The sequence below is a fragment of the Thermus aquaticus genome (assembly GCF_001280255.1).
In the GTDB taxonomy this organism is placed as follows: domain Bacteria; phylum Deinococcota; class Deinococci; order Deinococcales; family Thermaceae; genus Thermus; species Thermus aquaticus.
The window spans coordinates 1-305 of the sequence record NZ_LHCI01000003.1; the positions used below are offsets into that span (position 1 = coordinate 1).

General features: G+C 68.9%; 1 pseudogene. It reads right to left on the reverse strand.

What is annotated here, in order from left to right:
• Positions 1-118 precede the first annotated feature (118 nt).
• Positions 119-305, reverse strand: a pseudogene (locus BVI061214_RS12200) (phosphoribosylpyrophosphate synthetase); the annotation flags it as partial.

A 305-nucleotide genomic window follows, 5' to 3' on the forward strand; every position in this document is an offset into this window, starting at 1 on the left:
GCCGGCCCGCCTCAAGGCCTGGGGCTTCTCCCCCTCGCGGTAGTAGGCTTTTATGCGGTACTCCATGGCTCCTCCCTAAGCCCCAAAAGGGGCACACGAAGAAGAGTGTACCACACCCCTAGATGAGGGCGCTCACGGACTGGTTGGTGTGCACGTGGCGGATGGCCTGGGCCAGAAGCTCGGCGGTGGAGAGGACGGGGTAGCCCCCGTCCCTAAGGGGGATGGTGTCGGGGAAGACCACCTCCCTTATGGCGGGGGGGGGCCGGGTTTCCCCGGCCCCCCCCCCCAACACGGCGGGGGGGGGC